At 39.0% G+C, this 8,026-nt stretch carries 2 protein-coding genes, 2 tRNA genes and 2 rRNA genes; 4 read left to right on the forward strand and 2 right to left on the reverse strand.

Annotation, left to right across the window (positions count from 1 at the left end; translation table 11 throughout):
* Positions 1-106: 106 nt before the first annotated feature.
* Positions 107-2,182: a glycine--tRNA ligase subunit beta gene (glyS, locus tag O1U_RS04465; RefSeq protein ID WP_040356630.1), complete on the reverse strand. Its 2,076-nt coding sequence runs from the start codon at positions 2,180-2,182 to the stop codon at positions 107-109.
* An 11-nt stretch (positions 2,183-2,193) separates the two neighbouring features.
* The gene (glyQ, locus tag O1U_RS04470) at positions 2,194-3,120 is read right to left on the reverse strand and encodes a glycine--tRNA ligase subunit alpha (protein WP_016504196.1); all 927 of its coding nucleotides are present in this window, start codon (positions 3,118-3,120) and stop codon (positions 2,194-2,196) included.
* A 450-nt stretch (positions 3,121-3,570) separates the two neighbouring features.
* Between glyQ and O1U_RS04475 the strand changes: the two genes are divergently transcribed.
* The 4 genes from O1U_RS04475 to O1U_RS04490 form a co-directional block, all read left to right on the forward strand.
* A 16S ribosomal RNA gene (locus O1U_RS04475) occupies positions 3,571-5,127 on the forward strand.
* A 78-nt stretch (positions 5,128-5,205) separates the two neighbouring features.
* Positions 5,206-5,282, forward strand: a tRNA-Ile gene (locus O1U_RS04480).
* 80 nt (positions 5,283-5,362) lie between these two features.
* Positions 5,363-5,438, forward strand: a tRNA-Ala gene (locus O1U_RS04485).
* A 167-nt stretch (positions 5,439-5,605) separates the two neighbouring features.
* Positions 5,606-8,026, forward strand: a 23S ribosomal RNA gene (locus tag O1U_RS04490); the annotation flags it as partial.

Here is an 8,026-nt window from a genome sequence, read left to right on the forward strand (position 1 = left end):
ATTAGATAACCGTAATTTAATTAATGCCATGTGCTATGATAGAAGTTAAATTATTTAGATTAGTTAGATAGTTACTTAATTGACATGGTGGGTTTTTCAGAAAATTTTACTCTTTCAAGATCGAAAAGTCTGCTATTCCTTGGAATAAATTAGATATATTTTTTAATATTGTTAAGCGATTCTGTCTTATTCTTTTGTCATTGCTTATGATAGTTACTTTATCAAAAAAAGTATTAATTATTGGAGTCAATTGAGCTAGTTTTTCTAATTTTTTGCTGTATTTATTTAATATAAAATTTGAATTTAATTCTTGTTTTAATATCTTTATTTTATCAGATAGAATTTTTTCCTCATCTTTGCAAAGAAGGATTGGATTAATTTCTTCTTTTAATGTGAAGTTACACTTCACCAATATGTTAGTTACACGTTTAGTTACAGCGATAAATGATTTGCCTTTTTCTAATTCAATGAAATTTGATATTGCTTTTATTCGTTCATCAACATCTATTAATTTAGTGGATTTTGTTGCTAATACAGATTGGATTATATGTAGATCAAAACCGGAATCTTTATACCATGCATGAAGACGAGCTAAAATAAATTCAATTACATGGATTTCTACACTATTATTCGTTAATTTATTTTTAAATAATTCTTTAGATTTCGTAATGAGATCAGCTAAATCAAAATCATAACTATTTTCTATAATAATACGAAGCACTCCTAATGATAAACGTCGCAGTGCAAAAGGATCTCCACCTTTTTTAGGGATTTGATTAATTCCAAAAATTCCTACTATAGTATCCAGTTTATCTGCAAGAGCAAGTGATGAAGCAATGCCTCGGCTTGGTAATAAATCACCGGAAAATCTTGGTCTGTATTGTTCATATAATGCTATAGCTACTTCTTTTTCTTCACCATCGTAACTTGCATAATGCATGCCAATTATACCTTGCATTTCACTAAATTCGAATACCATAGATGTCATTAAGTCACACTTACTTAGAAGCGCTGCACGCTTGGTATTTTTAATATTAGCAGTATTTTTTTTTGCAATATAAGTAGAAAGTTCTACTATTCGTTCTGTTTTTTCTTTAAGTGTTCCAAGTTGTTTTTGGAAGATAGCCTTATCTAATTCTGGAAGATATTCAATGAGTTTACGTTTGCGATCTTTTATAAAGAAAAACTTAGCATCGGAAAGACGAGAATGAATTACTTTCTCGTTACCGTTTATTATTTGATTAGGATCTTTAGATTCAATATTAGCAACAAATATAAAGTTTGGTAATAGTTGTTTTTTCCTCTTGTTTTCATAGACAGGCAAGCATTTTTGGTGAGTTTTCATAGTATAGACCAAAGCATCTAAGGGGATTTTTAAGAATTGTGTTTTGAACTTTCCTATTAAAATTACAGGCCATTCAACAAGAGAAGTAATTTCTTCTAGTAAAGTATCATCTAAATCCAGAACACCTCCAATTTTTTCTGCAGCCTTGTTAGCATACAATAGAATTTTTTCTTTGCGTTCTTGAAAATCAGCAATTACTTTACCTTGTTCTTTTAAGATTTTCGGATATTGATTTGCAGATTGTATAGACAGCTTATGTTTACCAATAAAACGATGGCCATGAATAGTACGGCTAGATGAAACACCTAAAATTTCTCCATGAATAAGTTCATCATTAAGTAGAATTGTTAGGGTTTTTATAGGTCGTATAAAACGAATATTAGAGTTTCCCCAACGCATGGTCTTATCTTTTGATAAATTAATGATACTTCTTTTAATCAATGGTATAATTAATTCTTGAATATTTTTACCTTCTATTTCTTTTTTTAACACTAACCACTTACCTTTTTTTGTAACTAGGTGGTTAGCTTCTTCTAATTGAATATTATTACTTTTAGCCCAACTCAAAGCAGATTGAGTTGCTTTACCATTAGTATCAAATGCAACAGAAATAGAAGGGCCTCGTTTGTTTATTACTCTTGTAGGTTGAATTTCTAATAAATTTGTTACTTTCAATGCAAGACGACGCGGTGTAGCATACCATTTAATTCTTTTATATGTTATTCTTTCCTTCTTCAATTCTTTTTCAAATATTTTTGAAAAAGATTCCCCTAAAGAACGCAGTTTTAATGATGGTAATTCCTCAGTTCCTAATTCAATTAAAAAGGTTTTTGCTATATTTTTTTCTTTCATTGTTTATTACTTTTATTTAAATGGCATAATGGAAATCCTAAAGCTTCTCGTAATTCATAGTATACTTCTGCAACTTTCCTAGTTAGTTTACCAATACGAAGAATATAGCATTGTCGTTCAGTAACAGAGATTGCTTTACGTGCATCTAGTAAATTGAATACATGTCCTGCTTTTAAAATACGTTCATACGCTGGTATTGGAAGTGGTCTTTTTAGTGTAATGAGTTCATTGCATTCTTTTTCACACTGTTTAAAAAAATTAAATAAAAATGGAATATTTGTATGCTCAAAATTGTAAATAGATTGTTCAACTTCATTTTGGTGAAAAAGTTCACCATATGTAATTATTCTATCATTGGGTGCAATATTCCAAATAATCTCATAAACTGAATTAACTTGTTGAATAAACATAGCTAATCTTTCTACACCATAAGTAATTTCAACTGTTACTGGTTTGCAATCAAGTCCACCAATTTGTTGAAAATATGTAAATTGAGTTATTTCCATTCCATTAAGCCAGACTTCCCATCCTAATCCCCAAGCACCTAAAGTTGGATTTTCCCAATTGTCCTCTACAAAACGGATATCATGAATTTTTAAATTAATCCCAAGAACTTCTAATGAACCTAAATACAGTTCTTGTACGTTTTTTAAGGATGGTTTTAAGGCTACTTGAAACTGATAATAATGTTGAAGACGGTTTGGATTTTGAGCATAGCGACTATCACTAGGTCGACGAGATGGTTGAACATACGCGATTGACATGGGCTCTGGCCCTATTGATCGTAGGCATGTCATAGGATGAGAAGTGCCAGCACCTACTTCAAGATCTAATGGTTGAATAATAGTACATCCATTTTTTGACCAATAATTTTGAAGAATAAAAATTATTTCTTGAAAGGTTTTTATACTATGTTTTTTCATTAGTTAGATCTGAATAAAAATATATTTTAGATGTCAAGGAAGTCACGAAGCAGTCATTTATTCACTGCAAATTTAATGGAACGAATTTAATTATATAGTGATTTTTAATTAAAGTCATACTTATAATTATAAACATTATTAAAAAACATATAATAGCTATTTTAAATAAAGTAATTTATTTGCATATTAAATTTTAAAAAAGTATTTGACACAGAGTTGGATCTAGCTAGAATGTTTGATTCTTTCTAGTAAAAGAAGAAAGCAAGCTCTTTAATAACATTAAATCTATTAATCTGTGTGAGCACTTATTTGATAACAGTCTTAAAGGCTTGTTTAGTGAACAACAAAGGGAACGATCGATATTTATTTAATTGATAGGAACTAATGTTGGTTTACATTTTTTTGATGTATTGAGTATTCATTAAGCAATTACCTTGATAACAAAAGCTTTAATTGAAGAGTTTGATCATGGCTCAGATTGAACGCTGGCGGCAGGCCTAACACATGCAAGTCGAGCGGAAACAACAGCTATCCTTTTTTTAAAAGGATAATTGGTTGTCGAGCGGCGGACGGGTGAGTAATGCCTAGGAAGTTGCCCAGTAGAGGGGGATAACCATTGGAAACGATGGCTAATACCGCATAAACTCTTTGGAGAAAAGCAGGGGACCTTTTATAGGCCTTGCGCTATTGGATACGCCTAGGTGGGATTAGCTAGTTGGTAAGGTAATGGCTTACCAAGGCGACGATCCCTAGCTGGTCTGAGAGGATGAACAGCCACACTGGAACTGAGACACGGTCCAGACTCCTACGGGAGGCAGCAGTGGGGAATATTGCACAATGGGCGCAAGCCTGATGCAGCCATGCCGCGTGTGTGAAGAAGGCCTTAGGGTTGTAAAGCACTTTCAGCAGTGAGGAAGAATATGCATCTAATACATGTATATTTTGACGTTAACTGCACAAGAAGCACCGGCTAACTCCGTGCCAGCAGCCGCGGTAATACGGAGGGTGCGAGCGTTAATCGGAATTACTGGGCGTAAAGCGCATGTAGGTGGTTTGATAAGTTAGATGTGAAAGCCCGGGGCTTAACCTCGGAACTGCATTTAAAACTGTCAGACTAGAGTACTATAGAGGGGGGTGGAATTTCAGGTGTAGCGGTGAAATGCGTAGAGATCTGAAGGAATACCAGTGGCGAAGGCGACCCCCTGGATAGATACTGACACTCAGATGCGAAAGCGTGGGGAGCAAACAGGATTAGATACCCTGGTAGTCCATGCCGTAAACGATGTCTACTTGGAGGTTGTGGCCTTGAGCTGTAGCTTTCGTAGTTAACGCGTTAAGTAGACCGCCTGGGGAGTACGGTCGCAAGATTAAAACTCAAATGAATTGACGGGGGCCCGCACAAGCGGTGGAGCATGTGGTTTAATTCGATGCAACGCGAAGAACCTTACCTACTTTTGACATCCAAAGAAGCCAGTAGAGATACAGGTGTGCCTTCGGGAACTTTGAGACAGGTGCTGCATGGCTGTCGTCAGCTCGTGTTGTGAAATGTTGGGTTAAGTCCCGCAACGAGCGCAACCCTTGTCCTTGTTTGCCAGCGAGTAATGTCGGGAACTTCAAGGAGACTGCCGGTGAGAAACCGGAGGAAGGTGGGGACGACGTCAAGTCATCATGGCCCTTACGAGTAGGGCTACACACGTGCTACAATGGTGTATACAAAGGGTTGCCAACCAGTAATGGTAAGCTAATCCCCTAAAGTACATCGTAGTCCGGATTGGAGTCTGCAACTCGACTCCATGAAGTCGGAATCGCTAGTAATCGTAGATCAGCACGCTACGGTGAATACGTTCCCGGGCCTTGTACACACCGCCCGTCACACCATGGGAGTGGGTTGCAAAAGAAGTGGGTAGTTTAACTTTCGAGAGGACGCTCACCACTTTGTGGTTCATGACTGGGGTGAAGTCGTAACAAGGTAGCCCTAGGGGAACCTGGGGCTGGATCACCTCCTTAAAATATCAGGATTGTTTGAATGAGTGCTCACACAAATTAATTAGATTAATTTAAAGTTAAAGAGTTTAGTTAGATATTGGGTCTGTAGCTCAGTTGGTTAGAGCGTTCGCCTGATAAGCGGGAGGTCGGTGGTTCAAGTCCACTCAGACCCACCAATCCTTTTGAATATTTAAGTTATTACCAAAAGGAGTTAAAATTGAACGTTCATACTTAAAGCTAATGTATGCAAGGAGAAGGGGCTATAGCTCAGCTGGTAGAGCACCTGCTTTGCACGCAGGGGGTCTGCGGTTCGATCCCGCATAGCTCCACCAATGATTAAACGATTAAAATCAATTAAATATAGTAAAGCCTGTTCTTTAACAATTTAGAAAACTAGACAGATAATTCTGTTAGTTAATTTAGGATAATAAAGTTATCCTGGCATTAATTTAATAGAAAGATAAATTATTTGTTATATTAAAACTTTTTAGGGTTGTATGGTTAAGTAATTAAGTGTACACGGTGGATGCCTTGGCAGTCAGGGGCGATGAAGGACGTATTAACTTGCGATAAGCCTAGATAAGGAAGTAAAATCCGCTTGAGTCTGGGATTTCCGAATGGGGAAACCTATACACGCAAGTGTATATCATAATGTGAATATATAGCATTATGAAGTAAATCGAGGGAACTGAAACATCTAAGTACCTCGAAGAGTAGAAATCAATATGAGATTCCGAAAGTAGTGGCGAGCGAAATTGGAGTAGCCCTTAAACTATTAATGTATTAGGTGAAAGCTCTGGAAAGTGCTGTGATACAGGGTGATATCCCCGTAACCGACAGTACATTATTAGTGAAATCGAGTAAGGCGGGACACGTGATATCCTGTTTGAATATGGGGGGACCATCCTCCAAGGCTAAATACTACTGACTGACCGATAGTGAACTAGTACCGTGAGGGAAAGGTGAAAAGAACCCCTGTGAGGGGAGTGAAATAGAACCTGAAACCGTGTACATACAAGCAGTAGGAGCGCTGTTATTCAGTGTGACTGCGTACCTTTTGTATAATGGGTCAGCGACTTATATTCAGTGGCAAGGTTAACTGCATAAGGGAGCCGAAGGGAAACCGAGTCTTAACTGGGCTATTTTAGTCTCTGGATATAGACCCGAAACCAGGTGATCTAGCCATGAGCAGGTTGAAGGTTGAATAACATCAGCTGGAGGACCGAACCGACTAATGTTGAAAAATTAGCGGATGACTTGTGGTTAGGGGTGAAAGGCCAATCAAACCTGGAGATAGCTGGTTCTCCCCGAAAGCTATTTAGGTAGCGCCTCGGATGAATACTACTGGGGGTAGAGCACTGTTAAGGCTAGGGGGTCATCCCGACTTACCAACCCTTTGCAAACTCCGAATACCAGTAAGTAATGTCCGGGAGACACACGGTGGGTGCTAACGTCCATCGTGGAAAGGGAAACAACCCAGACCGCCAGCTAAGGTCCCTAATTTGTAGCTAAGTGGGAAACGATGTGGGAAGGCTTAAACAGCTAGGATGTTGGCTTAGAAGCAGCCATCATTTAAAGAAAGCGTAATAGCTCACTAGTCGAGTCGGCCTGCGCGGAAGATATAACGGGGCTAAGCTACAAACCGAAGCTGCGGCAATATAACCAACTGGTTATATTGGGTAGGGGAGCGTTCTGTAAGCTGTTGAAGATATGTCGTAAGGCATGTTGGAGGTATCAGAAGTGCGAATGCTGACATGAGTAACGATAATGAGGGTGAAAAACCCTCACGCCGGAAGACTAAGGGTTCCTGTCCAACGTTAATCGGGGCAGGGTAAGTCGACTCCTAAGGTGAGGCCGATAGGCGTAATCGATGGTAAACGGGTTAATATTCCCGTACTTTTTGCAATTGCGATGGGGGGACGGAGAAGGCTAGGTGTGCCTGGCGACGGTTGTCCAGGTTCAAATATGTAGGCGAATAGTTTAGGGAAATCCGGATTATTTTACGCTGAGATATGATGTCGAGCTGCTATGGTAGTGAAGTCATTGATGCCATGCTTCCAGGAAAATCCTCTAAGCTTACAGATTGTAAAGAATCGTACTCTAAACCGACACAGGTGGTCAGGTAGAGAATACCGAGGCGCTTGAGAGAACTCGGGTGAAGGAACTAGGCAAATTGGTACCGTAACTTCGGGAGAAGGTACACTTTTAACGGTGAAGTTCTTTGCGAATATAGCTGTTGAAAGTCGCAGATACCAGATGGCTGCAACTGTTTATTAAAAACACAGCACTGTGCAAAATCGTAAGATGAAGTATACGGTGTGACGCCTGCCCGGTGCCGGAAGGTTAATTGATAAGGTTAGACTTATAAAAAGTCAAAGCTTTTGATCGAAGCCCCGGTAAACGGCGGCCGTAACTATAACGGTCCTAAGGTAGCGAAATTCCTTGTCGGGTAAGTTCCGACCTGCACGAATGGCGTAATGATGGCCATGCTGTCTCCACCCGAGACTCAGTGAAATTGAAATTGCTGTGAAGATGCAGTATACCCGCGGCTAGACGGAAAGACCCCGTGAACCTTTACTACAGCTTGGCACTGAATGTTGAACTTATATGTGTAGGATAGGTGGGAGGCTTTGAAACCAGTACGCTAGTATGGGTGGAGCCGACCTTGAAATACCACCCTTATATGTTTGATATTCTAACTTAGCCCCGTTATCCGGGGTGAGGACAGTGTCTGGTGGGTAGTTTGACTGGGGCGGTCTCCTCCTAAAGAGTAACGGAGGAGCACGAAGGTGGGCTAATCACGGTTGGACATCGTGAGGTTAGTGCAATGGCATAAGCCCGCTTAACTGCGAGAATGACAATTCGAGCAGATGCGAAAGCAGGTCATAGTGATCCGGTGGTTCTGAATGGAAGGGCCATC

It is taken from the genome of Candidatus Photodesmus katoptron Akat1 (assembly GCF_000478685.1).
Taxonomy (GTDB): Bacteria; Pseudomonadota; Gammaproteobacteria; order Enterobacterales; family Vibrionaceae; genus Vibrio; species Vibrio anomalopis.

Excerpts from the sequence above, each read along its gene's own strand:
- glyQ (WP_016504196.1), bottom strand. The coding sequence starts at position 3,120 with ATGAAAAAACATAGTATAAAAACCTTTCAAGAAATAATTTTTATTCTT.